The 23366-nt window shown below is 62.6% G+C and carries 19 protein-coding genes and 2 pseudogenes; 7 read left to right on the forward strand and 14 right to left on the reverse strand.

Annotation, left to right across the window (positions count from 1 at the left end):
- Nucleotides 1-183: 183 nt before the first annotated feature.
- The 5 genes from SB756_RS14575 to SB756_RS14595 all read left to right on the forward strand — a co-directional run bounded on the left by SB756_RS14575 (nucleotide 184) and on the right by SB756_RS14595 (nucleotide 7334).
- Nucleotides 184-1923, forward strand: a complete 1740-nt coding sequence (locus SB756_RS14575; protein ID WP_341796978.1) for a glucan biosynthesis protein G — start codon at nucleotides 184-186, stop codon at nucleotides 1921-1923.
- Nucleotides 1916-4489 carry a glucans biosynthesis glucosyltransferase MdoH gene (mdoH, locus tag SB756_RS14580; protein ID WP_410911022.1) on the forward strand — a complete coding sequence of 858 codons (2574 nt, stop codon included), beginning with the start codon at nucleotides 1916-1918 and terminating at the stop codon, nucleotides 4487-4489. Before SB756_RS14575 ends, mdoH begins: the two co-directional genes overlap by 8 nt.
- A gap of 280 nt (nucleotides 4490-4769) precedes the next feature.
- A complete protein-coding gene (locus SB756_RS14585; RefSeq protein ID WP_024717349.1) occupies nucleotides 4770-5567 on the forward strand; it encodes a transporter substrate-binding domain-containing protein in 798 nt (265 codons plus the stop codon).
- A 77-nt stretch (nucleotides 5568-5644) separates the two neighbouring features.
- Nucleotides 5645-6607 (forward strand): amino acid ABC transporter permease, encoded by a 963-nt coding sequence (locus tag SB756_RS14590; protein ID WP_016501998.1) that lies wholly within the window; start codon nucleotides 5645-5647, stop codon nucleotides 6605-6607.
- Nucleotides 6600-7334: an amino acid ABC transporter ATP-binding protein gene (locus tag SB756_RS14595; RefSeq protein WP_041168148.1), complete on the forward strand. Its 735-nt coding sequence runs from the start codon at nucleotides 6600-6602 to the stop codon at nucleotides 7332-7334. The genes SB756_RS14590 and SB756_RS14595 overlap by 8 nt, the downstream gene beginning before the upstream one ends.
- Nucleotides 7335-7454: 120 nt before the next feature.
- Here the strand turns inward: SB756_RS14595 and SB756_RS14600 are convergent, their stop codons facing one another.
- The 13 genes and pseudogenes from SB756_RS14600 to ubiE form a co-directional block, all read right to left on the reverse strand.
- Entirely contained in the window at nucleotides 7455-8348 is an 894-nt protein-coding gene (locus SB756_RS14600) for a methyl-accepting chemotaxis protein (RefSeq protein ID WP_410911055.1), read from the reverse strand.
- 9 nt (nucleotides 8349-8357) lie between these two features.
- Nucleotides 8358-9384: pseudogene (locus SB756_RS14605) on the reverse strand (methyl-accepting chemotaxis protein); the annotation flags it as partial.
- A gap of 199 nt (nucleotides 9385-9583) precedes the next feature.
- Nucleotides 9584-10456 (reverse strand): methyl-accepting chemotaxis protein, encoded by an 873-nt coding sequence (locus tag SB756_RS14610; protein WP_373873707.1) that lies wholly within the window; start codon nucleotides 10454-10456, stop codon nucleotides 9584-9586.
- Nucleotides 10439-11500, reverse strand: a pseudogene (locus SB756_RS14615) (methyl-accepting chemotaxis protein); the annotation flags it as partial. The gene SB756_RS14610 and the pseudogene SB756_RS14615, both read right to left, overlap by 18 nt.
- 101 nt (nucleotides 11501-11601) lie before the next feature.
- A complete protein-coding gene (locus SB756_RS14620) occupies nucleotides 11602-12309 on the reverse strand; it encodes a 16S rRNA (uracil(1498)-N(3))-methyltransferase (protein WP_341796974.1) in 708 nt (235 codons plus the stop codon).
- Nucleotides 12306-13094, reverse strand: a complete 789-nt coding sequence (gene tatC / locus SB756_RS14625; protein ID WP_043198305.1) for a twin-arginine translocase subunit TatC — start codon at nucleotides 13092-13094, stop codon at nucleotides 12306-12308. Before tatC ends, SB756_RS14620 begins: the two co-directional genes overlap by 4 nt.
- Complete coding sequence (gene tatB, locus SB756_RS14630) at nucleotides 13091-13468, reverse strand: Sec-independent protein translocase protein TatB (protein WP_258654238.1); 378 nt, start codon at nucleotides 13466-13468, stop codon at nucleotides 13091-13093. Before tatB ends, tatC begins: the two co-directional genes overlap by 4 nt.
- Nucleotides 13469-13471: 3 nt before the next feature.
- The gene (locus SB756_RS14635; protein WP_341796973.1) at nucleotides 13472-13741 is read right to left on the reverse strand and encodes a twin-arginine translocase TatA/TatE family subunit; all 270 of its coding nucleotides are present in this window, start codon (nucleotides 13739-13741) and stop codon (nucleotides 13472-13474) included.
- A 25-nt stretch (nucleotides 13742-13766) separates the two neighbouring features.
- The gene (locus tag SB756_RS14640) at nucleotides 13767-14102 is read right to left on the reverse strand and encodes a phosphoribosyl-ATP diphosphatase (protein ID WP_016489563.1); all 336 of its coding nucleotides are present in this window, start codon (nucleotides 14100-14102) and stop codon (nucleotides 13767-13769) included.
- A 1-nt stretch (nucleotide 14103) separates the two neighbouring features.
- Entirely contained in the window at nucleotides 14104-14496 is a 393-nt protein-coding gene (gene hisI / locus SB756_RS14645) for a phosphoribosyl-AMP cyclohydrolase (protein ID WP_019472588.1), read from the reverse strand.
- 72 nt (nucleotides 14497-14568) lie between these two features.
- On the reverse strand, nucleotides 14569-16191 hold the full coding sequence (gene ubiB / locus SB756_RS14650; protein ID WP_341796972.1) for a ubiquinone biosynthesis regulatory protein kinase UbiB: 1623 nt from the start codon (nucleotides 16189-16191) through the stop codon (nucleotides 14569-14571).
- Nucleotides 16188-16811, reverse strand: coding sequence for an SCP2 domain-containing protein (locus SB756_RS14655; protein ID WP_338745472.1), 624 nt, complete (start codon nucleotides 16809-16811; stop codon nucleotides 16188-16190). The genes ubiB and SB756_RS14655 overlap by 4 nt, the downstream gene beginning before the upstream one ends.
- Complete coding sequence (ubiE, locus tag SB756_RS14660; RefSeq protein ID WP_043198296.1) at nucleotides 16811-17581, reverse strand: bifunctional demethylmenaquinone methyltransferase/2-methoxy-6-polyprenyl-1,4-benzoquinol methylase UbiE; 771 nt, start codon at nucleotides 17579-17581, stop codon at nucleotides 16811-16813. Before ubiE ends, SB756_RS14655 begins: the two co-directional genes overlap by 1 nt.
- 124 nt (nucleotides 17582-17705) lie before the next feature.
- Here ubiE and SB756_RS14665 point away from each other — a divergent pair, with 124 nt between their 5' ends.
- Complete coding sequence (locus tag SB756_RS14665; protein WP_003249289.1) at nucleotides 17706-17981, forward strand: polyhydroxyalkanoic acid system family protein; 276 nt, start codon at nucleotides 17706-17708, stop codon at nucleotides 17979-17981.
- Between the two features lie 18 nt (nucleotides 17982-17999).
- Here SB756_RS14665 and SB756_RS14670 read toward each other — a convergent pair whose 3' ends face one another.
- Entirely contained in the window at nucleotides 18000-22715 is a 4716-nt protein-coding gene (locus tag SB756_RS14670) for a hypothetical protein (RefSeq protein WP_410911023.1), read from the reverse strand.
- Nucleotides 22716-22940: 225 nt separating this feature from the next.
- Between SB756_RS14670 and SB756_RS14675 the strand changes: the two genes are divergently transcribed.
- Nucleotides 22941-23360: a phasin family protein gene (locus SB756_RS14675; protein ID WP_016501986.1), complete on the forward strand. Its 420-nt coding sequence runs from the start codon at nucleotides 22941-22943 to the stop codon at nucleotides 23358-23360.
- Nucleotides 23361-23366: the final 6 nt, after the last annotated feature.

The following is a 23366-nucleotide window of genomic DNA, read 5'->3' on the forward strand; positions in this document are numbered from 1 at the left end:
GACCTGCTGGATAATCGCGCGCTGCATGGACCTGCGTTCGCAGGTTCGTTTCACTCTGACTCGAGCATTGTCTGGATCCGTTTGGGGAATCATTACGCCCTCACGGGGTCCGAACAGTGCTCGCCAACCCGGCATTTGTCGCTGGCCGTTGGTTTCATGATCTGTTTTCGGCGAGGGTTGCTCGTGATTGTTAGTCCCCAAAAAGCATCAAGAATCCCCGGCATCCGGCTACGCAAGGCCCTGATGGCCAGTGTGGCATTGGTCGGCCTGATGAGCGCGGGCCAGCTGTGGGCATTCAATCTTGACGATGTTGCAGCCAAGGCAAAGGATCTGGCCGGCCAGAAGTACGATGCACCAAAAAGCAACCTGCCGGCCGTGTTCCGCGACATGAAGTTCGCGGACTACCAGAAAATCCATTTCCTGCAGGAAAAGGCCGAGTGGGCCAAGGACAAGACCCCGTTCAAGCTGTCGTTCTACCACCAGGGCATGCACTTCGACACCCCGGTGAAAATCAACGAGGTCACCGCTTCCAAGGTCGAGGAAATCAAGTACGACCCGAGCCGCTTCGAGTTCGGTGACGTGCCACACGACCCGGAAACCACCAAGAACCTGGGTTATGCCGGTTTCCGTGTGCTGTACCCGATCAACAAGGCTGACAAGCAAGACGAGATCATGACCTTGCTGGGCGCCAGCTACTTCCGCGTGGTCGGCAAGGGCCATGTGTATGGCCTGTCGGCCCGTGGCCTGGCCATTGACACCGCGCTGCCGTCGGGCGAGGAATTCCCGCGCTTCACCGAGTTCTGGGTCGAGAAGCCCAAGCCGGCCGACAAGCACCTGGTGATCTACGCCCTGCTGGATTCGCCGCGCTCCACCGGTGCCTACAAGCTGACCCTGCGCCCGGGCAACGACACCGTGGTCGACGTGCAGTCCCGCGTGTTCCTGCGCGACCAGGTCAGCCGCCTGGGCATTGCCCCGCTGACCAGCATGTTCCTGTTCGGCCCCAACCAGCCGTCCAAGGTCCTCAACTACCGTCCGGCCTTGCACGACTCCGAAGGCCTGTCGATCCACGCCGGCAATGGCGAGTGGCTGTGGCGCCCGCTGAACAACCCGAAACACCTGGCCGTGAGCAACTTCAGCGTCGAGAACCCGCGTGGTTTCGGCCTGATGCAGCGCCAGCGTGCCTTCAGCGATTATGAAGACCTCGACGACAACTACCAGAAGCGCCCAAGCGCCTGGATCGAGCCGAAGGGTGACTGGGGCAAGGGCACCGTCGACCTGGTCGAAATCCCGACTGCGGACGAGACCAACGACAACATCGTGGCCTTCTGGAGCCCGGAGAAACTGCCGGAGGCAGGCAAGCCGATCGAGTACGCCTACCGCCTGCACTGGACCATCGACGAGGCGAAGTTCCAGGCGCCTGAGCTGGGCTCGGTCAAGCAGACCCTGCGCTCCACCGGTGACGTCAAGCAGTCCAACCTGATCCGCCAGCCAGACGGCAGCGTGGCCTTCCTGGTCGACTTCGCCGGCCCGGCCCTGGCCGCATTGCCGGAAGACGCCGCGGTGCGCAGCCAGATCAGCGTTGACGACAACGCCGAGGTGGTCGAGAACAATCTGCGCTATAACCCTGAGACCAAGGGCTGGCGCCTGACCCTGCGCCTGAAGGTCAAGGAAGCCAACAAATCCACCGGAATGCGTGCCGCGCTGGTGCGTGATGTGCCGGTCGAGCCCGCCAAGCCTGCCCAGGACGCCAAGCAGGACAAGGCCGCAGCCAAGCATGCCAAGGCCGAGAAAGCCGTCAAGGCTGAGCAACCTGCCAAGGCCGAACAACCTGCCGCCGATGCGGCGCCCACCAACGGGACCCCGGCCACCACCGAGAAGGTGCTGACCGAGACCTGGAGCTATCAGTTGCCTGCCGATGAGTAACTCAAACGCAAGGCCAGTATCGCTTGGCGAGTACCTGGCTCACCTGCCACTGAGTGACGAGCAACGGGCGGAACTCGCCAGTTGCAAGTCGTTCAGTGAGCTGCACCAACGCCTGGCGGCCGACCCGGCCGCCAGCCCCACCGAGGCCGTGCAGGCCTCGGTGGGCTCGCGCCTCACCGTGGGCAGCGCTGCCGAACTGGAAGACGCCGAAATGCTCGGCGTCGACGGCAGCGGCCGCCTGTGCCTGAAGATCGCCCCACCGATCAAGCGCACCAAAGTTGTGCCTGAGCCTTGGCGCACCAACGTGCTGATCCGCATGTGGAGGCGCATGACCGGCCGCCCCAACGCGCCGCAGCCACCCAAGCGCGAGCTGCCGCCGGCACGCTGGCGCACGGTTGGCTCGATCCGCCGTTACATCCTGCTGACCCTGATGATCGGCCAGACCATCGTCGCCGGTTGGTACATGAAGGGCATCCTGCCGTACCAGGGCTGGTCGTTCGTCGACCTTGACGAAGTCCTCAGCCAGCCGCTGTGGGATACCGTGGTGCAGGTGTGGCCGTATGCCTTGCAAACCTCCATCCTGGTCCTCTTCGGCATCCTGTTCTGCTGGGTATCGGCGGGCTTCTGGACCGCACTGATGGGCTTCCTCGAGCTGCTCACCGGTCGCGACAAATACAAGATTTCGGGCAGCAGCGCCGGCAACGAGCCAATTGCACCCGAGGCGCGTACCGCGCTGGTGATGCCGATCTGCAACGAAGACGTGCCGCGCGTCTTTGCCGGCCTGCGCGCAACGTTCGAGTCGGTGGCCGCCAGCGGCAACCTCGACCGTTTCGACTTCTTCGTGCTCAGCGACACCAACGACACCGACATTGCCGTGGCCGAACAACAAGCCTGGCTGGACGTGTGCCGTGAAACCAAAGGCTTCGGCCGCATCTTCTACCGCCGCCGTCGGCGCCGGGTGAAGCGCAAGAGCGGCAACCTCGACGATTTCTGCCGTCGCTGGGGTGGCGAGTACAAGTACATGGTCGTGCTCGACGCCGACAGCGTCATGAGCGGCGAGTGCCTGAGCAGCCTGGTGCGCCTGATGGAGGCCAACCCGGACGCCGGCATCATCCAGACCGGGCCGAAAGCCTCGGGCATGGACACCCTCTATGCACGCATGCAGCAGTTTGCCACCCGCGTGTACGGCCCGCTGTTCACCGCTGGCCTGCACTTCTGGCAGCTGGGCGAGTCGCACTATTGGGGCCACAACGCGATCATCCGCATGAAGCCGTTCATCGAGCACTGCGCGCTGGCGCCGTTGCCGGGCAAGGGCGCGTTCGCCGGTGCAATCCTTTCCCACGACTTCGTCGAAGCCGCGCTGATGCGCCGTGCCGGCTGGGGCGTGTGGATCGCCTACGACTTGCCGGGCAGCTACGAAGAGCTGCCGCCCAACCTGCTCGACGAGCTCAAGCGCGACCGCCGCTGGTGCCACGGCAACCTGATGAACTTCCGCCTGTTCCTGGTCAAGGGCATGCACCCGGTACACCGTGCGGTGTTCCTTACCGGGGTGATGTCGTACCTGTCGGCGCCGCTGTGGTTCCTGTTCCTGGTGCTGTCGACCGCGTTGCTGGCGACCAACACCCTGATGGAGCCGCAGTACTTCATCGAACCGTACCAGCTCTACCCGCTGTGGCCGCAGTGGCACCCGGAGAAGGCCGTGGCGCTGTTCTCCACCACTATCGTGCTGCTGTTCCTGCCCAAGCTGCTCAGCATCATCCTGATCTGGGCCAAGGGCGCCGTCGAGTTTGGCGGGCGGATCAAGGTCACCCTGTCGATGCTGATGGAGATGCTGTTCTCCATGCTGCTGGCACCGGTGCGCATGATCTTCCACACCCGCTTCGTGCTGGCCGCGTTCCTCGGCTGGGCAGCGACCTGGAACTCGCCGCAGCGTGACGACGACTCCACGCCGTGGGGCGAGGCTATGCGTCGCCATGGCCCGCAAACCTTGCTGGGCATTGCCTGGGCTGGGCTGGTGGCCTGGTTGAACCCGGCCTTCCTGTGGTGGCTGGCGCCAATCGTTGGCTCGCTGATGCTGTCGATCCCGGTTTCGGTGATCTCCAGCCGCACCCGCCTGGGCCTGGCCGCCAAGGACGAGAAGCTGTTCCTCATCCCTGAGGAATACGCCACTCCGCAAGAGCTGCTGGCTACCGACCAGTACACCCACGAAAACCGCTGGCATGCCCTGCATGACGGCTTCGTGCGGGCTGTGGTCGACCCGCGGCAGAACGCCCTGGCTTGCGCCATGGCCACTGCCCGTCATGGCCAGGCGGCGCCGATTGAAGCGCTGCGTGCCGAGCGCGTGGCCAAGGCCATGGAAGTCGGGCCTGAAGGGCTGGACCTCAACACCCGCCTGGCGCTGCTCAGCGACCCGGTAGCGCTGGCCCGCCTGCACGAGCAGGTGTGGGCAGAGCACAACGCGGCGTGGATCGATGTGTGGCGCGCTTCTATCAAGAACGACCCGCACTCGCCGCTGTTGCCGCTGCACCCTGAGAACGAAGGCCAACCGGCACTCGTCGGCGCCTGATCGGCCTGGGGCCGCTTTGCGGCCCATTCGCCGGCAAGCCAGCTCCCACAGGTATTGCGCAAGCCTCTGGCCTGTGTGAATCCTGTGGGAGCTGGCTTGCCGGCGATGAAGGCTCCCCAATCTTCCTGCCTAATCGGATTTTGGCCAACAAAGTCCCCCCCGGCGCTAGGTCCCCGAGCCGCCATGCGTTAGCATCCCATTCCGATACGACGCCTCGGCCGGTACGGCCGTGCCAACACAATAAGATTCGCTACTTTTCTTGCTAGGGGACTTGGTGATGATCAAGCAATACCTTTCGCGACTGCTGGTCGGTGTAACCGCCCTGGTCGCTGTAACTGCGGCCCAGGCAGGCGCCATCGATGACGCGGTCAAGCGCGGCACCCTCAAGGTGGGCATGGACCCGACCTACATGCCGTTCCAGATGACCAACAAGCGTGGCGAGATCATCGGCTTCGAAGTCGACATTCTCAAGGCCATGGCCAAGTCCATGGGCGTCAAGTTCGAAGCGGTCTCCACGGCTTATGACGGCATCATCCCGGCCCTGCTGACCGACAAGTTCGACATGATCGGCAGCGGCATGACCCTGACCCAGGAACGCAACCTGCGCCTGAACTTCAGCGAACCCTTCATCGTCGTTGGCCAGACCCTGCTGATCCGCAAGGAACTGGCGGGCGAGATCAAGTCGTACAAAGACCTGAACAACGAGAAGTACCGCCTGACCTCCAAGTTGGGCACCACCGGTGAAATGGTCTCCAAGAAGTTGATCGGCAAAGCCAAGTACCACGGCTACGACAACGAACAGGAAGCGGTGATGGACGTGGTCAACGGCAAGGCTGATGCCTTCGTCTACGACGCCCCGTACAACGTGGTAGCCGTGGAGAAAGCCGGTGCCGGCAAGCTGCTGTTCCTCGAAGAGCCCTTCACCTACGAGCCGCTGGCCTTCGGCCTGAAGAAAGGCGACTACGACAGCATCAACTTCATCAACAACTTCCTGCACCAGATCAAGCATGACGGGACCTACGATCGTATTCACGACAAGTGGTTCAAGAACAAGGACTGGCTGAAGGACATGGAATAAGGCCCAGGCCACAAGTCCGGCTTTGACCCCGACGCGCAGGCAAACCCTGCGCGTTCGCATTTACGGAAGTACCCCACGTGATCAAACACAAGAAAGCCCAGTGGCCCTGGCACGGGCTGACCGCCCTGGTGCTGGTTGGCCTGGCGATCAGCCTGTACATGGCCACCTCGATGATGTCCTACGAGTGGCGCTGGAACCGCGTACCGCAGTACTTTGCCTACAAGGCCGAAGACGTTCAGCGCGCTGCCGGTTATGGCACCGTGCAGGAGATCGTCATTGCCGGCGATAACGCCCGCGTCACGCTGAAGGACGAGCAAGGTGACGAGCAGGTCCTCGAAGTGGCCAAGGACAGCCTGCAACTGAGCCGCGGCGACGATGTGGCCGAAGGCGACCAGATTGGCGTAACCCGCCATTGGGCCGCCGGCCCGCTGGCCTGGGGCCTGTGGACCACATTGTGGCTGTCGGTGGTATCCGGCGCGCTGGGCCTGGTCATCGGCTTGTTCGCGGGCTTGTGCCGATTGTCCAGCAACCCGACCCTGCGTGACCTTTCAACCGTCTATGTCGAACTGGTGCGCGGCACGCCGCTGCTGGTGCAGATCTTCATTTTCTACTTCTTCATCGGCACCGTGCTCAACCTGTCCCGCGAGTTCGCCGGGGTGGCGGCGCTGGCACTGTTCACGGGCGCCTACGTGGCTGAAATCGTCCGTGCTGGCGTGCAGTCCATCACCAAGGGCCAGAACGAAGCCGCGCGCTCGCTGGGCCTGAACGCTGGCCAGTCGATGCGCCACGTGATCCTGCCGCAGGCTTTCAAGCGCGTGCTGCCGCCGTTGGCTGGCCAGTTCATCAGCCTGGTCAAGGACACCTCGCTGGTTTCGGTGATCGCCATCACCGAACTGACCAAGAGCGGCCGCGAGGCCATCACCACCTCGTTCTCGACCTTCGAGATCTGGTTCTGCGTGGCAGGTCTGTACCTGCTGATCAACCTGCCGCTGTCGCACCTGGCCAGCCGGCTCGAGCGGAGGCTTGCGCAAAGTGATTGAAGTCCGTGACCTGCTGAAAGTCTTCGACACCCGTGGCCAAGTGGTACGGGCTGTGGACAACGTCACCACCCAGGTCGCCAAAGGCGAAGTGGTGGTAGTGCTCGGCCCATCGGGTTCGGGCAAGTCCACCTTCCTGCGCTGCCTCAACGGCCTGGAGCATTTCGACCAAGGCCATGTGGCCATCGACGGCCTGCAACTGGCCGACCCGAAGACCGACATCAACGCCTACCGCCGCGAAGTCGGCATGGTGTTCCAGCACTTCAACCTGTTCCCGCACATGACCGTGCTGGAAAACCTGTGCCTGGCGCAGAAGGTGGTGCGCAAGCGCAACAAGGCCGAGCGTGAAGCCAAGGCCCGGGCGTTGCTGGAGAAGGTGGGTATTTCGCAGAAGGCCAACGAGTACCCGTCGCGCTTGTCGGGCGGCCAGCAACAGCGCGTGGCGATTGCCCGTGCCCTGGCGATGGACCCGAAAGTGATGCTGTTCGACGAGCCGACCTCGGCGCTTGACCCGGAAATGGTCGGCGAAGTGCTGGACGTGATGAAGACCCTGGCCCAGGAAGGCATGACCATGGTCTGCGTCACCCATGAAATGGGCTTTGCCCGCGAAGTGGCGGACCGGGTGCTGTTCTTCGACCATGGCAAGCTGCTGGAAGATGCCGCGCCTGGGGCGTTCTTCGATGCGCCGAAAGACCCGCGCGCGCAGGCTTTCCTGCGCCAGGTGCTGTAAAAAGCGGGGGCGCTTTGCGCCCCAATCGCCGGCAAGCCAGCTCCCACGGGTATGGCGCTGGCCTGCTTTTTGTGGGAACTGGCTTGCCGGCGATTGGGCTGCAAAGCAGCCCCGGTAATCTTAAATGCTGAACCGCCCAACCATCCCCCGCAATTGCTGCCCCAACTGCTCCAGCTCCCCGCTCGAGGCCGCCGTCTGTTCGCTGGCCGCACTGGTCTGATCCGACACATCCCGCACATTGATCACGCTTCGGTTGATCTGCTCGGCCACCACGCTTTGTTCTTCGCTGGCCGTGGCGATCTGCTGGTTCATGCCCTGAATGCTCGACACGGTGTCGGCGATCTGGCTCAGCGCATGCCCGGCCCTGCGGCTCAGCTCCACGCTCTGCTCGGTCAGGTTCTTGCTGCTGTCCAGCAAGCGGGTCACCTCGTCGGTACCGTTGTGCAGGCTGTCGATTAGCTGGCCAATCTCTTCGGTTGCAGTCGAGGTACGCTTGGCCAAACCGCGCACTTCATCAGCCACCACGGCAAAGCCGCGCCCGGCTTCTCCCGCCCGTGCCGCCTCGATAGCCGCGTTCAGGGCCAGCAAGTTGGTCTGTTCGGACACCGACTTGATCACATCGAGGATGCTGCCAATACGCTGGCTCTCGCCAGCCAGGTGCTGCATGGCCGCCAGGCAATGGTCCATCTGCCCGGCCAGTTGCTCGATACGGCCGATGGCTTCGGATACGACCTGGTCGCCCACCTGGGCCTGCTGGTCGGCGTTGGTTGCAGCCAGCGAGGCCTGCTCGGCGTTCTGTGCCACTTCCTGAACGGTGGCGCTCATCTGGTTCATGGCGGTGGCCACCTGGTCGGTTTCCTCGCGCTGCTGGTTGATCTTCAATTTGGTGTCCTCGCTGCTGGCTGCCAGCTGTGTGGCGGCCTGTGACAGCTGGCCGACGCCTTGGTCGATACCCCCGATAAGCTCGCGCAGGCTCAAGGTCATCTCACGCATGCGGCTTTGCAACTGGCCCATCTCGTCACGCCGTTGCACCGCGTCAACCTGGCTCAGGTCGCCTTTGGCTATGCGTGCAGCCACGGCCAGCGTCTGGCGCAATGGCTGGGTGATCTGCAAGGTGATCAGCCAGGCGGCCAACACCCCCATTGCGAGTGCCAGCAGCGCTACGCCGGTCAGCAGCGAGCGGGCGGCCAAGGCTTCGCTGTCGCGCTGTTCGATCTTGCGTTCACCCAGTTGCACGCTCACTGCGGCCAGTTCATCGCCCATTTGCTCCATCGCATTCTGCAGTTGCTCAACCCGCACGGCCGCGCGGCGGTACTGGTCCAGGCTGGCCCGGTATTTGGCCAACTCGGTACCGGGTTGCTCGGTGAGCGCGTGTGGCAAGCCCAGCGGCTCGAGGTTTTGTAGCAATTGCCCAAGGCTGGTATCGGCGGCGTCCAGCGCACGTTCGCCCACCCGCGTGAATTCCTCGACGGGGGAGAAGGTATAGGCCGGCATCAGGCTTTGCTGGTTAGCGCCATCGACATGCCGGGTGAGGTTATCCATCAGGCTCAGCACGGCACTGCGCTGGCCGTCGGCCGACATGTTCAGCAAGGCCTGGGTCTGTAGATTCTCGATGACCTCGTTTAGCTTATGTTCCTGTGCCTGCATGGTTTCGCGCAGGGCAGTTCGGTTGCAGCTCGCTGAAGGTGTCGCGCAGGCGCTGCAGCATCGCCAGCTTATCGCTCAGTAACTGGCGAGACTCATCAACGTTGCTGCGTTGCTGCAGCGTGGACAGCATGGCGTCCAGCTGGTCAAGGATGCGGGTAACTTGTGCTTTGCTGGCGTCGTCGTTAAGCACGCGATACGTGATGCGCTCTGCGCGCAGGTCTTTGGTGAGGTCGTTGATCAGGCCGATCTCGCTCAGCTGTTCCGAGCGGGTAATGGCGCCATCCAGTGCGCGCCAGCCGCTGAGGGTGGTGGCCAGGGTAAGCAGCAGGACCACCGCAAAGCCGAGGGCCAGCTTGGCAGCGACACTGATGTTGCCGAGCTTGCGGTTGAGGTATCCGAGCATGATGAGTCTCCGTCCATTCAAGAAAGGGGATGCAAGCGCATTGCTGGCATCTCACCTCTGCCAATCGGCAGCGGAGCTGTAGGACTTGACCTGAAAGCCAAGTAGGAAATTTCGCTGCGAACTGTAGGAGAGTTCTTCGCACTGGCCTCTTCGCGGGTAAACCCGCGAAGAGGCCAGTACAGGTGATTCATCCCTCAGATCAAAGCTTGAACCGCCCCACCAACCCCTGCAGGTGGGTCCCCAGCCGAGCCAGCTCCACACTGGAACTGGCCGTCTCTTCACTTGCTGCGGAGGTCTGGTCGGATATATCCCGCACATTCATCACGCTACGGTTGATCTCCTCGGCCACGGCTGTCTGTTCCTCGGCTGCCGTGGCAATCTGCTGGTTCATCGCCTGGATCGACGACACGGTGCGGGTAATGGTCTCCAGCGAGCTGCCGGCGCGGCGGGTCAGCTCGACGCTGCTGTCGGTCAGCTGGCGGCTGTTGTCCATCACGCTGGCCACCCGTTGGGTGCCGCTTTGCAGGCCGGCAATCAGTTCTTCGATCTCTTCCGTCGATTGCTGGGTGCGCTGGGCCAGGCTGCGTACTTCATCGGCCACCACGGCAAAGCCACGCCCGGCCTCGCCGGCACGGGCGGCTTCGATAGCCGCGTTCAGGGCCAGCAGGTTGGTCTGCTGAGCCACCGATTTGATCACGTCGAGCACGCTGCCGATCTTGTCGCTCTCGGCCTTGAGCTGGTTCATCGCTTCGCTGGAGTTGATCACTTCACCCGCCAGCCGCTCGATCTGTGCCACAGCCTCACCCACCACCCGGTCGCCTTCGCGGGCTTGCTGGTCGGCCATCAGGGCGGCTTCCGAGGCCTGCTCGGCGTTACGGGCTACCTCGTGCACGGTGGCCGTCATCTGGTTCATGGCGGTCGCTACCTGGTCGGTTTCGACCTTCTGGTTGTTGACCCCGGCGCTGGTCTGCTCGGTTACCGCCGACAGCTCCTCTGCGGCACTGGCAATCTGAGTGACACCGTCACCGATGCCGCCGATCAGTTCGCGCAGGCCTTGGGTCATGCGCTGCATGCTCGCTTGCAGCTGGCCCAGTTCGTCACGGCGGTTTACCTGCAGGTTCTGGGTCAGGTCGCCACTGGCTACCCGCTCGGCGGCGCGCAGGGTCTGGCGCAGGGGAATGATGATCTGCCGGGTAATTGCCCATGCCGCCAGCAGGCCGAGGGCCAGGGCCAGCCCGGTGGCCACGGCGAGCAGGGTCTTGGCCTGGGTCGCGCCGGCGTCACGCACGGCGGTTTGCGAAGTGGTCATCGCCTGGCTGGTCTGTAGCAGCAGCGTACCTTGCTCGGCCATGTGCTGCAGGGCCTGCTCGCTGGCGGTCTGGGCATTGCCGAACTGGCTGACCGCATCGCGGTAGCCGCCCATGGCGGTGGCGGCATCGTCGAGACCGGCGGCATGTTCGGCCGGCACTTTGGCCGGCAATGCGCGCAGCTCGGCGAGGGCCTGGTCGATGGCTTTCAGCGCCGTTTGCTGGAACTCGGCATTGCCGCTGTAGGTGTAGCCACGCACCTGGAAACGCGCTTGTTGCAGCAGGGCGCTGACGTCTACCGCGTGCTGGTACTGGTTGATATCGCCACCTTGCAGCAGGCCCCGCAGCACGCGGCCGATCAGCTCTGCAGCCTTGTCAGCGCTGTCGCCGAGCACGCTACGGCTGGCCTCGCGGCGCTGGCCGGCCTGCTTCAGCTCGTTGAATGCCTGCTGGTAAATGCGCACGGCCTCGCGCTGCTGCTCCAGGCGCTGGCGGTCGGTGGGGTTTTCGATCTGCCCGAGCATCAGCTGCACCTGGCGGTCGAGGTTGGCCAAGGCTTTTTCCAGCTCGGCCACCGACGCGTCATCACTGCGGCGCTGGTAATGCTGGCGGGCAATGCGCAGTTCCTGGGTGTACTGCTGGATGACCGAGATGTTACCCAGCTTGTCGCCACGGTCGATGATGCTGTCCATGCCGTGCCAGCCGGCCAGGGTAATAGCCAGGGTCAACAGCAGCACCAGGCCGAAACCCAGCCCCAGTTTGCGATTCACGCTCACATTGCCCAGCGATTGGGCTAACCATTGGTACATGTACGACTCCCCGGCGGCTTGGCAGCACAAATAATTGTTGTGTTGCCAAGGCCATCGGCTCCGGAGAGGGAAACTTGATGGGCGAAAAAACGGCGTTTACGTCAGAAAATACGCGAAAGCAGCGCAGTGACGGCGGTCTCTACCCGCAGGATGCGATCACCCAGCTGCACCGGTGCCAGGCCAGCCTTGCCCAGCAGGTCAATTTCGTAGGGGATCCAGCCGCCTTCGGGGCCGATGGCCAGGGTTACGGATTGCTCCACGGCGCGTGGACAGGCGGGGTAGGGGCCGGGGTGGCCGACCAGGCCCAGGGTGCCAGCGGCGATGGCGGGTAGGCGGTCTTCGACGAAAGGCTTGAAGCGTTTCTCGATGATCACCTCGGGCAGCACCGTGTCACGCGCCTGTTCCAGGCCGAGGATCAGGTTGTCGCGAATGCTCTCGGGCTGCAGGAAAGGCGTTTGCCAGAAGCTTTTCTCGACCTTGTAACTGTTCACCAGGATCAGCCGCGATACGCCGAGGGTGGCCACGGTCTGGAACAGACGTCGCAGCATTTTCGGCCGCGGCACCGCCAGCACCAGGGTCAACGGCAGCTTGGCTGGTGGTTGCTGGTCGAAGGCCACTTCAAGTTCGGCCTCGTGCTGTTCCAGGCGCAGCACCGTGGCCTTGCCCATCAGGCCGTTGATTCGGCCCACGCGCAGGTTGTCGCCCACTGCGACGCGGTGGATTTCCTGCATGTGGGTAAAGCGCCGATCAGCAAGAACGACGCGGTCGGCCGAGACGAAGTCGGCCTCTTCAAGGAGCAACAGATTCACGGTTGGGTCGCTGGTGGCTGGTCGTTGTGGTCGTTGGCTTCCTCGTCGTGGGCACTGCGCTTGCGGATCAGGCTACCGCACAGCACGCCGACCTCGAACAGCAGCCACATGGGCACGGCCAGCAGGGTCTGGGAGAAGATGTCCGGCGGGGTGAGGATCATGCCGACCACGAAGCAGCCGATGATCACGTAAGGGCGGATCTTCTTCAGGTACTTCACGTCGACCACGCCAATCCACACCAGCAGCACCACTGCCACCGGGATTTCGAAGGCGACGCCAAAGGCGAAGAACAGCGTCATCACGAAGTCGAGGTAGTTGGCGATGTCGGTCATCATTGCCACGCCTGCCGGGGTGGCGGCGGCAAAGAAACTGAACATCAGCGGGAACACGAGGAAATAGGCAAAGGCCATACCGGCGTAGAACAGCAGAATGCTCGACACCAGCAGCGGAATGGCGATGCGCCTTTCATGGCGGTACAGACCCGGTGCGATAAAACCCCAGATCTGCTGCAGGATGAACGGGATCGCCAGGAACAGCGAGACGATCATGGTCAGCTTGAACGGCGTCAGGAACGGCGAGGCCACGTCGGTGGCGATCATCGTCGCGTTGGCCGGCAAATGGTCGCGCAGCGGCGCCGAGACCAGGGTGTAGATCTGCTGGGCGAAGGAAAACAGCCCGGCAAAGATCAGGAAAATGACGGCAACACAGCGCAGCAGGCGGGTGCGCAGTTCGGTCAGGTGCGAGACCAGCGGCATCGGCTGGTCGTGTTCCGGATTCTCGCTCATGGGGCTCGCGGCGGTTGAGGCGGTTCAGGGGATGCGACCGGGGTTGCAGGTGCTTCGACCGGCCTGGCCTCAAGCCCGGCAGGTGGCTGCACGCTGGCCGTGGTTACCGGCGGCTGGGCAGGGGGGGTCATCGGGTTGAGGATGCGCTTGGCTTCCTCTTCCATCTGCAGGATGTGCTCGTTATGCAACTGGCGACGGATGTCGTCGGCGCCGATTTCGCGCTCCACTTCCATCTTGATGCTGTTGAAGCTGCGTTTGAGCCGGCCGATCCACAGGCCTGCGGTGCGCGCGGCACCGGGCAGGCGCTCGGGGCCGAGCACCAGCAGGGCGACCAGACCTACGAGCAGCAGCTCGCTGAAACTGATGCCGAACATGGGTCAGTCTTTCCGCTGCGGCTCTTGGACCGGTTGGGCCTGGCCTTCGATGGTGTGGCCTTGTTGCGGCTGGGCAGTGTTTTGCACTGGCGGCACAGGCTGGGCAGGCGGCGTTTGTTCTGCCGGCTTGGTCTCTTCTTCGTTCATGGCCTTGCGAAAGCCCTTGATCGACTCGCCCAGGTCACTGCCGAAGTTTTTCAGCTTCTTGGTGCCGAACACCAAAACCACGACAACCAGCAGGACGATCCAGTGTTTCCAGTCAAAAATACCCATGGTGCTCTCCTAGAATTCGTTGTGCTCAAGCCGAAGGCTGTCGAGCGGCCTTTTCATCGTGCCCGGACAGCCCGAAACGGCGATCCAGCTCATCCAGCACGGCTTGTGGATGCTGGCCCAGCGCGCTGAGCATCACCAGGCTATGAAACCACAGGTCGGCGGTTTCGTAGATGACATCACTGTAATCCTTGCTGACGGCAGCATCCTTGGCGGCAATGATCGTTTCGACCGACTCTTCGCCGAGCTTCTCGAGGATCTTGTTCAGGCCCTTGTGGTACAGGCTGGCCACATAGGAGCTGTCAGGCGCCGCTTGCTTGCGTTCTTCAAGTACTTCGGCCAAGCGGTTGAGGGTGTCGCTCATGTCAGTGTCCTGCGCTGTAGATGGCATCCGGGTCCTTCAGGACCGGGTCGACGATTTTCCACTGGCCGTCTTCAAAGACGCGGTAGAAGCAGCTTTCACGGCCGGTATGACAGGCGATATGGCCCAGTTGCTCGACCATCAGGATGATCACGTCGGCGTCGCAGTCCAGACGCAGCTCATGCAGCTTCTGCACGTGACCGGATTCTTCGCCTTTACGCCACAGCTTGCCACGCGAACGCGACCAGTAGATGGCGCGCTGTTCGGTGGCGGTCAGCGCCAGCGATTCGCGGTTCATCCAGGCCATCATCAGCACGCGTCCGGTCTTGTGGTCCTGGGCGATTGCCGGTACCAGGCCGTCGCTGTTCCACTTGATCTCGTCCAGCCAGTCTTTCATCGTCGACTCCAAAGCGGGCCCGCTCCTGTATCGGGCCCTTTGCGCTAGTGTGCCAGCCACAGGCGCGGCTGGCTATTGGCGCACGATCAGGTAAAGGCCTGCGGCCAGCATCAGCCAGGCCGGCCAGGCAGCAGGGGCGGCCAGGCTGGCGGCCTCGGCGGCGCCTGCGGCCAGCACCGCGCCACCACCGAGCAGGCCGGCGCCCAGCAGGCGCAGGGCCCAGCGGTCACCCTGGCGGCGGCGTTCCGGCAGTTGCGGATCGTTCAGGTGCGGTTGCGACAGGCGTTCGAGCAGGTCGCGGGCCATGTTGGTCAGGTGCGGCAACTGCTCGACCTGCCCATGAATGTTGCCGAGCACGGCCTTGGGGCTGTAGCGGTCGCGCATCCAGCGTTCGAGGTAGGGTTTGGCGGTGCTCCACAGGTCCAGGTCGGGGTACAGTTGGCGGCCCAGGCCCTCGATGTTGAGCAGGGTCTTCTGCAGCAGCACCAGCTGCGGCTGCACTTCCATGTTGAAGCGCCGCGCGGTCTGGAACAGGCGCATCAGCACCTGGCCGAAGGAAATATCCTTTAACGGTTTTTCGAAGATTGGCTCGCACACGGTGCGGATCGCCGCTTCGAATTCGTTGACCTTGGTATGCGCCGGCACCCAGCCCGAGTCGATGTGCAACTCGGCGACGCGGCGATAGTCACGCTTGAAGAAGGCAAACAGGTTACGCGCCAGGTAGTCCTGGTCCTCGGCGGTGAGGCTGCCGACGATGCCGCAGTCGATAGCGATGTACTGCGGGCTCCACGGCTTGACCGTGCTGACAAAGATGTTGCCCGGGTGCATATCGGCATGGAAGAAGCTGTCGCGGAATACCTGGGTGAAGAATACTTCCACGCCTCGCTCGGCCAGCAGCTTCATGTCGGTACGCTGGTCGGCCAGGGTGGCCATGTCGGTCACCGGTACGCCATAGATGCGCTCCATCACCAGCACTTTAGGGCGGCACAGGTCCCAGTAGACCTGGGGCACGTACATCAGCTCGGAGCCTTCGAAGTTGCGCCGCAGCTGGCTGGCGTTGGCAGCCTCGCGCAGCAGGTCGAGCTCGTCGTAGATGGTTTTTTCGTAGTCACCGACGATTTCCACCGGGTGCAGGCGGCGGGCATCGGCCGAGGCGCGTTCGGCGGCCTTGGCAATCAGGAACAACCAGGCCAGGTCCTGGGCGATCACCGGCTTCAGGCCCGGGCGTACCACCTTGACCACCACCTCTTCGCCGGTCTTCAGGCGTGCGGCGTGCACCTGGGCCACCGACGCCGAGGCCAGCGGTTCGACGTCGAAACGGCTGAACACCTCGCCAACCTTCGCGCCCAGCTGCGCTTCAATCAGTGCCACGGCCTGTTTCGGGTCGAACGGCGGCACACGGTCCTGCAACAGCATCAGCTCGTTGGCGATGTCGGTGGGCAGCAGGTCGCGGCGGGTGGACAGCAACTGGCCGAACTTGATGAAGATCGGCCCCAGGTCCTGCAGCGCCAGGCGCAGGCGCGCGCCACGGCTGAGTTCGGTGGGCTTGCGTGGCAGCCAGCGCCACGGCATCAACAGGCGCAGGCTGGCCAGCCACCAGGGCAGCAAGGGTTGGTCGAACAGCAGGTCATCGAGGCGGTAGCGAATCACCACACGCTGGATGCGAAAAAGACGGCGGACGGCGAGCAGCTTCATGCGTTTTCGCTGGTATCAAGGGATCGGGAGAGGCGCTTGATGCGCGCCTCGAGGCGTTCTGTATCGAGCTTCAGGGCATCGAGTTCACTGAAGGCGGCTTCGGCTTCGCGCTTGCCTACCAGGGTGCGGGACTCTTCGGCCAGGTACTCGGAAAGGTTCTGGCTGAAGCGCGCCAGGCCCTGGCGTGTCCAGCGTGCACGCAGGCGAATGTGGCCTGCCAGCATGGCCGTGGCGACCGGGCCGAGCCAGCGTTGCAGTTCGTGCTCCCAGTCCAGCTCCAGGTCCTGCAGCACGCCGAACAGGTCGAGCAGCACGGCGCTGTCGCCATGCAGTTCTACCTGCGGGCTGTGCAACACGGCGGTCTTGTCCCTGGCCAGGGCAAGTTGCACCAGGCTGCCGGCCGGTGCGCGCAGGCTGCAGTCGACCTCGCCTTCCCAGTGGGCGGCGAGCATCAGGCCGTCTTCATCGGGCAGGATGAAGACCTGCAGGGCCGGTTGGCGGCAGTCGATCTCGATGACCTTGCCTTCCAGCGCGGCCAGCCGCGGCAGGGCCGTGCTGTCCATGCGCAGGACGCGGTTCAGGCCATGTTCGACGCTGGCGAGCAGCCCGGCCAGCAGCATCAGGGTTTGATCCCCCGGTGCACGGCAACGATGCCGCTGGTCATGTTGTGGTAGGTGACGCGGTCGAAACCGGCCTCGACCATCATGCTCTTCAGGGTTTCCTGGTCCGGGTGCATGCGGATCGATTCGGCGAGGTAACGGTAGCTTTCCGAGTCGTTGGTGATCAGCTTGCCGGCCAGCGGCATGAAAGCGAACGAATAGGCGTCGTAGGCCTTGGACATCAGCTTGCTGGTCGGTTTGGAGAATTCCAGGATCAGCAGACGGCCACCGGGCTTGAGCACGCGCAGCATCGAACGGATGGCTTCGTCCTTGTGGGTGACGTTGCGCAGGCCGAAAGCGATGGTCACGCAGTCGAAGTGGTTGTCCGGGAACGGCAGTTTTTCGGCGTCGGCCTGGACGAACTCGATGTTGCCGGCCACACCACGGTCCAGCAGGCGGTCACGGCCAACCTTGAGCATCGAATCGTTGATGTCCGCCAGCACCACCTGGCCCGTCGGGCCGACCAGGCGCGAGAACTTGGCGGCCAGGTCACCGGTACCGCCGGCGATGTCCAGCACCCGGTTGCCGCTGCGCACGCCCGACAGCTCGATGGTAAAGCGCTTCCACAGGCGGTGCATGCCGCCGGAAAGCACATCGTTCATCAGGTCGTACTTGGCTGCCACCGAGTGGAACACTTCGGCGACTTTTTTCGCCTTCTGGCTTTCAGGTACGTCCTGGTAGCCAAAGTGGGTGGTGGGTTCGGCGTGGTCGCCTTTGCGCTGGTCGTTCATATCGCTTCACCGGAAAAAATTACCGCCATTCTAGGGCGAACGGGCGGATTTGTCTTGGCGGGGTGTACCAGTGGGCAGGGGCGGGCATAATGCTGATTATGTCTACATCTTCAGGAACGCCCGCATGACCCAGATCAGCGTCGAACGCAAACATTCCCTCGGCCGTGATGCCGCCCGCGCCAAGGCCGAAGCGCTGGTCGACAAGCTCAGCCGTGAGTACGACCTCAAGGCCACCTGGAACGGTGACCGCGTGGACGTTGCGCGCAGTGGCGCCAATGGCAGTGTGCACATTGGCGACGACAGCATCCGCGTCGAATTGAAGCTGGGCATGATGCTGTCGATGATGAGCGGCACCATCAAGGGTGAGATCGAACGGGCGCTGGACAAGGCCCTGGCCTGAGCCAGGGCCGCTCTCTGGCTACTGCGGCGCGTCCGTCGGGAAAGGAATGATGCCAATTACCTGCTCCAGGCGCAGATCGCCGCGGTAGATCGCGATGCGCTCGCGTGCGTCTGCGGCCTGCTCGAGCATGGCCTTGCGGCCCCTTACGCCTGCATCCCAGAACTTGAGGTGGCCCTTGACGAAGTCATGCCCTCTCGCTTCGAGGCTGGGATAGTGAAAATGCGCCTCCCATAGTAACCGCTGTGGCGCTTGCACATCGCGAATCTCGTAGACGTCGAGGTAATCATTGGCGTGACGTAGCTGCCGGCGAATCACGGTCTGCCTGATCCGAATCCGCTTCTGCTCAGCCAGGAAGCGAAGGGCCTTGCCGTCGGGATGGCGGGTGTTCAGATACGCGTCGGTGAGCAGCCGAAGCCTTTCGTGATGGATGCGGTCTACCGCTGCCCGAAGGAGGTCGACCAAGCTGGAATCCAGTGGATTGTTCAGCTCGGTCAGTTGCTGCTGCACTTCGCGCATGTCACCTGCCGGCCATTCCAGAAAGTCGGCCAGGCTGTTGGGCTCATCGGCATAGTGAGCGGCGAAGGCAATTTTCCCATCCACCTCTGCCAGCAGGCGACTTGCTCGCTGGCGCAGCTGTGCCCGGTCGTGCTGGGCCGGCCGCGCTTGCTCAGGCACGGCATGCCATACCCCGTCGCGTTGCGCGAAACTGCCCGCAGGCTCCTGATTGAATGCACTGCGCTGGATGGCCCGATTGCCCATTTGGTCGATTTCCACCAACAGCGGTCGACCTCGGTCAACACGGATGACCCGGCGCCTGATCGTTGCGGGGCGATGATAGGGCGTTGGCGAGGGGAGACTGATGCCGCTGTCGAGATTGGTCAAGGTCGCGCTCAGTTGCTGCTCCGTGATCTGGGTAATGGTGGACAGTTCGCGTATATATTCGTCCAGCACGTCAGCGACCAGCGCAGGCGAGTCCAGTGTCCTCATGTATTGGGCGCGATCCAGCACGGTACGGTATTTCTGAAGGATATCCTCAAGCAGTTCGGCTTTGACCTGGGCCGTCTCTTCGGTGGCTTCCAGACCGTCGTGGCTCCAGATCGTACGGCTGAATTCGATGCCGCTGAGCGGCGCGCGCATCGCAAGCAAATGCTCGGCCGTGTCCGCAGAGAGCCGAGTCTTGTCCACGGCGAGGTAGGCCAGGTCACTGAGCAGCTGGGCCCGAATGACCAGTGTCGAATACGTCCTGCGTCGAATGGTCTGGGCGAGTTTCGTGGCTTTGTCGGCAAAATCGATCTTGGGGTCCGGCAGTACTTGCGCCAAGGTCCGGTCCAGCCGCTGGCTGACGACAAGCAGGCGGCGGCTGGCCTGGCTGGAATCGCGTACCCGTTCGCAATAATCGAGGTATTGCTGTATCTGCTCGGCAGTCTCTGGAACGCGGGGCAGCCCGATGGACTGTGCGCTCAGTGCCTGGTGGTCGACCTGCTCCAGCAAGCGGCGGCACAGCAGCATGTCGTTTTCGATGGCTGCACCGTACCAGTTGCCGTATCGGCGTCGGCTCGGGGCTCGGGTGTCGAATTTGCTGAACCGTGGTTCGGCCATCTCCTTGAACACTTCGATATTCCCGTGTAGCAGCGTGCTTTGCCGTTCCAGGTAGAGCGCGGATGCCCTGATTTCCGGTAAGTGCCGTAGGCGCTGGGCTTTGAGTGCCTGCCTCTGAAGCTGCAAGGCTGGCGGCGGTGTATCACGCTCATGTGCAGGTAGTGCATCGACAGCCATGCTGTATTCCCGCGCGAGGTCGTCATAAACCTGCAGTTGCACTTGGCTGCGTTCCATCAGGGGTGCCATCTGATTCAGCGCTTGTTGGTTAGCCGTGGCGGTTGCGCTCAGCGTGTCGAACCGCTGGCGGTTTTCCGCGTTGATGGATTGCCTGTTCCTTGGCATGCCGCCAGAGAGGTTCAGATTCAAAGTCCATTGGCCATTCCAGCGCGTCAACCAAGGGCCTTTTTGGCGTTCACGACCAACGATATGGTAGCCGTCCCGGGCGCCATCCCATTGGGACACCCATTCGCTGCTGCTCGGCTCGGGGCCGATGATCTGCATGCCGTTCCAGGTCTCGATGACTTCATAGGCGCCATCGCCCAGTTTGACGTAGTAACGGCCGGCGATGTTGAACAACCCACGCAAACGGCCACTTGCCAGTGGTGCGTGCCCTTCCAGTGGCTGCAAGGCTTGCAGCTGTGCCAGTGACTGGCGCTCCTGCACTGACAGGTTGCTCAGGCGCTGCTCGTCATGCCAGCCATCTACACGCACCCGCGTGGGCTGCTGCGCCTCGACGGGGGCCTGCCACGGTTTCTCCTGTGGCTGCTCGAGCGCTGGGGGCGGGGATTCTTCCTTCGGCGCAGGGCCTGAAAAGCGCAACGTAACGGCCGCTTCGCTGTTGGCAGGTGGCGTTGCCGGGCGGTGGGCAAGGAGCAAGGCCAGGTTGGTGAGCAGGTCTATGGCGGCGACGATCTTATCGTCACCGCTGCGCTTGATCAGCGCCTCCACGTCTTCCTTGGCCGCCGACAGCGCCACGACCAGCCACACCAGGGTGGTCATAGGACCATGCCAAAGCTGGGTGACGGTATTGAAGATCGCCCAGGCAGCCTCCTTCACCAAAGCCCGCACTTCCTGGGCATTGGATACGCTATTGCTGGCTGAGGCCAATAGCATAGTGTCGATGCGGGCGTTGAACAGGTGGGTGTCCATTTCATCCGTCCAGGCCTGGAACGAGGCCTGTACCGGGCGTCTCAGGCGTTGCAAAAGACCGTCCAGCAGCTCGACCGGCACATTGAGCAGGTGCGTCAGCGTGGTAATGTTTGGGTGCAGGTGCGGGTGCTTGAACCCGTCGTTTTGGTAAATCGGACGCGCGTCTTCGTCGAGCCAGGCCAATACGCTCTCTTGCAGTGCGCCCCTACTGCGGATTGCGTCCATCAGCAATTCGAGGGTCGGAAATTCCTGCAACGCCCTGTCGGCATAGAAGGGGCGGTACAAGACCCAGCTGCCGCTTGCCGGTATTTCGATGATGAACATCCCGTGTGCCACATCGCTTGCCGAAGCGCCAGGCGCGCAATGGAACGCCAGGGGGGCGATGCGCAGAAGGTCCGCGCCATTGTCCATGCCCTGGCAGAACCTGATCATTGCCTGGCTCGCCGTTTCGCCAAGCTGTCGCTCGATCTTGGCCTTCAGGGTGCTGAAGCGAAGGGCGTAACGCCACTCCCTGGCATGTTGCCTGATTCGTTCGGACCTGCGCGGTTCGGTCCTGACTTGATCTTGCAGGTAGGTGGGGTAGTGAGCGCTGATATCGACCTGATGAATCAGCGCCCTGATCTGCTCGATGCTTAGCCAGTCCTTCACGGGCGAGCCATCCTCGAAACTGAGCCCGGTCATCACCTCGCCAGCCTCAAGGCGCAGGCGGGAGATCGCCAGATCGGTCAGGGGCACCGTGTGCAAGAACAGTGATTGCCCTTGTGTGCCGGGGCCGATGATGGCTTGGGAAATGCGGATGTGCACCTCGTTCGGGTCGTGTATCGCCTTGTCTGGGTAGCTGGTCTGCAGGGTCTCACGCAAGCGGCGAGCGGCGTAATCACGGATATCTTCGACATCGCCCAGCGATGTGCAGCCCTTCGACCGACCTTGGTTCGCCGCCAGATCGAGCAGTGCAGTTTGATAGGCGTAGCGGTCCTCAGCACTGGCATTTAGCAGCCATCGCGGTGGGCTGACAGCGGGTGCAGTTCGTTCCTGCGAAGGCAGGTCGAAGAAGTAAGCTGACGGGTCGCTCACCTGACGCAGTTGTCGCTCCAGCTCGTCGACGGTTGCCAGGCCACCAATACGCAGGCGCCCGATGTCGTCCAGAATATCGTTCAGCAGTTGCCTTGCCTGGAAGGCGAAAGGGCGTCCGATCACCGGTGTGTGCGCCCAGGACAACGCTTCGAAGCGGTAGCGTTGTGCTAGCTGCCGTTGCAGCGCGGTGGCAAAGCTGGGCAGGTCGACATGGCGGTGAACCGAACCGCAGGGTTTGCATTGCAGAACCAGGTTGCGGGTACCACTTGTGGTGATGAGCAACAGATCCGGTAGGGTGACGGTGCGTGCCTCGCCATCCGTCCCGAGCGTGACTTGTATCGCCTCGACAGCCAGGCTGTCGAATACCCCGTCGAGCAAGGCGTACATGGCAGCTTTTTCATCATCTGCCAGGCCTTGGCGAGGGAGGTTCTCGAGCAATGCGGCCTTGATGGTGTGTTCCAGCCAGAGCATGCGCGAGACTTGGCTGTCTTCGTCGAGCCCGTTCCAGAAGCCGATCTGGGCTTGCTGGAAGGCGGGTATCAACGCACCAAGCACTGTATCGAAGTCATCGTTGAGCTTCGTCAGGTCCGGGATGATTTCGGGTTGGCGGATGTTGTCCGGGCCTTGCTCCTGAATTTGAAACACATGGGGCGGGCTGATGCTCAGCTTGTCTGCGGCGCTTAGTTGCGCACGTTCCTTGGCCAGAAAATGCCTGAGAAGCTCGTCCACCAGCCCGCTCTGACGTGGGAGATCACCTGTGCTGGCCGGTGCATGCAGGATGACGAAAGGATCGAGCGATGTGATGTGAGGGTGGTTGCGGTGCAACCATGGATACCGGTCGTTGAAAATCTGGAATGCTTCTTTTGATAAAACGTCCCGCACGCTGGGTCGTTTGGAGAAACAGGCTGCCACGCTTTGCTTGAACGTCAGCCTGGGTGGGTTTGCTACAGCAGTCATGGCGTCGATGTCCGTGAGGTGAAGCCTGCGACGCTAGCGCTATGGCCAACGGTGCTTGCGGTATATAGATCCGACAACGATGACCTTAGGGTGAGGTTTCTAATTTTCTTCCCTACCTTAATGCTCAAGCCCAGCCTCCATGGGCGGTTTTCCACCACTCATGAGCATGAGGTACACAGCATGGCCAAAGTGATTGTGAAGAAAAAAGACGAAGCCCTGGGCACGCTTGGCGAGGTGCGCGGCTATGCGCGCAAGATCTGGCTGGCCGGTATCGGCGCCTACGCCCGCGTTGGTCAGGAAGGCTCTGACTACTTCCAGGAGCTGGTCAAGGCCGGCGAAGGCGTCGAGAAGCGCGGCAAGAAACGCATCGACAAAGAGCTCGATGCCGCCAACCACCAGCTTGACGAAGCCGCTGAAGAAGTGAGCCGCGTACGCGGGAAGGTAGAAATTCAACTCGACAAGATCGAAAAAGCTTTCGACGCACGGGTCGGTCGCGCCTTGAATCGCCTGGGTATTCCGTCTAAACATGACGTTGAGGCGTTGTCGGTGAAGCTTGAACAGCTGCACGAGCTGCTTGAGCGCGTCGCGCACAAACCATAAGGAGAG

The sequence above is a fragment of the Pseudomonas sp. SIMBA_068 genome, assembly GCF_046534705.1.
In the GTDB taxonomy this organism is placed as follows: Bacteria; Pseudomonadota; Gammaproteobacteria; order Pseudomonadales; family Pseudomonadaceae; genus Aquipseudomonas; species Aquipseudomonas putida.

Bases quoted from the DNA above. Each gene is read 5' to 3' on its own strand.
- SB756_RS14610 (WP_373873707.1), bottom strand. From the start codon at position 10,456: ATGCAGCGCATGACCCAAGGCCTGCGCGAACTGATCGGCGGCATCGGT.
- ubiE (WP_043198296.1), bottom strand. From the start codon at position 17,581: ATGAACGACCAGCGCAAAGGCGACCACGCCGAACCCACCACCCACTTT.
- SB756_RS14600 (WP_410911055.1), bottom strand. From the start codon at position 8,348: ATGGGCCAGTTGCAAAGCCGCATGCGTGAGATGACCTTGAGCCTGCGC.
- SB756_RS14640 (WP_016489563.1), bottom strand. From the start codon at position 14,102: ATGAGCGACACCCTCAACCGCTTGGCCGAAGTACTTGAAGAACGCAAG.
- SB756_RS14635 (WP_341796973.1), bottom strand. From the start codon at position 13,741: ATGGGTATTTTTGACTGGAAACACTGGATCGTCCTGCTGGTTGTCGTG.
- hisI (WP_019472588.1), bottom strand. From the start codon at position 14,496: ATGAAAGACTGGCTGGACGAGATCAAGTGGAACAGCGACGGCCTGGTA.
- tatC (WP_043198305.1), bottom strand. From the start codon at position 13,094: ATGAGCGAGAATCCGGAACACGACCAGCCGATGCCGCTGGTCTCGCAC.
- mdoH (WP_410911022.1), top strand. From the start codon at position 1,916: ATGAGTAACTCAAACGCAAGGCCAGTATCGCTTGGCGAGTACCTGGCT.
- SB756_RS14655 (WP_338745472.1), bottom strand. From the start codon at position 16,811: ATGCTGCTGGCCGGGCTGCTCGCCAGCGTCGAACATGGCCTGAACCGC.
- SB756_RS14665 (WP_003249289.1), top strand. From the start codon at position 17,706: ATGACCCAGATCAGCGTCGAACGCAAACATTCCCTCGGCCGTGATGCC.
- SB756_RS14675 (WP_016501986.1), top strand. From the start codon at position 22,941: ATGGCCAAAGTGATTGTGAAGAAAAAAGACGAAGCCCTGGGCACGCTT.
- ubiB (WP_341796972.1), bottom strand. From the start codon at position 16,191: ATGAAGCTGCTCGCCGTCCGCCGTCTTTTTCGCATCCAGCGTGTGGTG.
- tatB (WP_258654238.1), bottom strand. From the start codon at position 13,468: ATGTTCGGCATCAGTTTCAGCGAGCTGCTGCTCGTAGGTCTGGTCGCC.